Raw genomic sequence first — 1,654 nt, 5'->3', positions numbered from 1 at the left:
TGAAGCTTAGCGTGCGTGTTTTGGCGGCTTGTGAGTTGCATCGAGGGGCAGTATGCGCCGAGGGCGCGGCCCGGGTAAGCGGGGTGGACGTGAGTTTTGCGCAGAGCTCCTCTGGCTGAGAGTTCAGAACCGGTGGGGGTACAGTTGACGGAACCGATCGATCTTGGATTTCAGCAGCGCAGGGCGTGGAAGGCTTGCGCATAGATTTGTTTCCAGGGGTAGGTCGAGCTCATCTGGAGCAGGATGCGGCGTACGCTGATGCGCACGATGGCGCGATCTTGAGCAGCTTGAGACGGATGGTATCCACCTGCGCCTGTGCCCAGTCGGTATCTTTCAGTCCCAGCCGCCGCAAGGCTTCCATCAGGGTGTAAGCCAGTGCGGAGAAGTACAGCCGCAACTGATTGCCTTTCATCTCGTCGGTCGAGAGCCGGTCGGCAAACAGGCACATCTGTTCCTTGATGCGATTCTCCATCTCGCCGCGAGCACAGTAAAACTTCTCGTACAGTTGCTGCGCTGCCCATTGCTCGGCAGACAGGGAGGTAACGACGAAGCGCGGATTCTCGCCCTTGTCGAGGTACTCAGCTTTTGCGACCACCCGGCGGGAGCGCGACCAGCTCTTGTGTGTTTGATAGTCGAACTCGGTGAAGACACGCGCGGCCTTGGCCGTCGATCGGTGTTCGAGGTGTGCCTGGTGCATCTGTTTCCCGATGATCCGGCGTAGGCGCTGATTGCGGGCCAGACCGAACAGGTAGTCAACATGATTGTTCTCGCACCAGGCCATCAGCTCCTCGCGGCAGAACCCACTGTCGGCGCGAAGCACGATCTTCACTTCCGGCCAGCGCTGCCGCAGTTGTGCCACGATGCGACCGGCCTCTTCCAGCGAGCCCTTCGCAGCATCCTGATTGGCCGGCCTCAGCCGCGCACAGAGCAACTGGTCGCCGGCGAAGATGTACAGCGGCAGATAGCAGTAGCTGTCGTAGTAGCCATGGAAGAACCGCTCCGGCTGATGACCATACAGCGGGATGTCGGTCGCATCCAGATCGAGCACGATCTGAGCAGGCGCAACAGCATGCGATTCGACATAAAGATCGGTCAGCAAGCGATCGATGGACTCGGCCGAGTAGCCGATCTTGTGGTAGCGCTTGGTCCGGCCTGCCAACTCCAGACGGTTCAGCGTGCTCTTGCCCGCCAGCGGATCCTCCAGCTTGCGCTTGCCGCTGAGCAGCCCAAGCAACGGATCGGAACGCAACTGCTCGTGGTCGTTCAGGTCCTCATAGCCCAGCGCCAGCCCGTAAATGCGCTGCGACAGCATCTCCGATAAGCGCTGCCTGACCAGAAGCGGCGACCGACCATCCACGAAACAACCAGCCAGACGCTGCAGTAACTTGATCTTGCGGTCCACCTGTCGCAACAGCAACGCCCCGCCGTCACTCGATACTTGACCAGCAGTGAACCCAGCTTCGACACAACGCGAAAAATGAGCTGCAAAAGAGAACCGTTCTTGGATACACTCTGTCATCAAAGGCCGCTCCTTTTGTAAGCATTTAGCTACGCTTCGACAACGCAGTTATGCCACAAAAACAGCGGCCTTTTCCCACTTTCTTTTTCCCGGACCTTTACTTCTTGCCTACTCCCCGTGAGAAATGCAGGCTAG

General features: G+C 58.8%; 1 pseudogene. It reads right to left on the bottom strand.

From position 1 onward, the window contains the following. Positions 1-170: 170 nt before the first annotated feature. A pseudogene (locus WCA10_RS18670) lies at positions 171-1,522 on the bottom strand (IS1380 family transposase). Between the last annotated feature and the right edge of the window lie 132 nt (positions 1,523-1,654).

Source organism: Occallatibacter sp., from assembly GCF_049582745.1.
Lineage (GTDB): Bacteria > Acidobacteriota > Terriglobia > Terriglobales > Acidobacteriaceae > Telmatobacter.
This window is presented reverse-complemented; position numbering and strand designations above follow the sequence as displayed.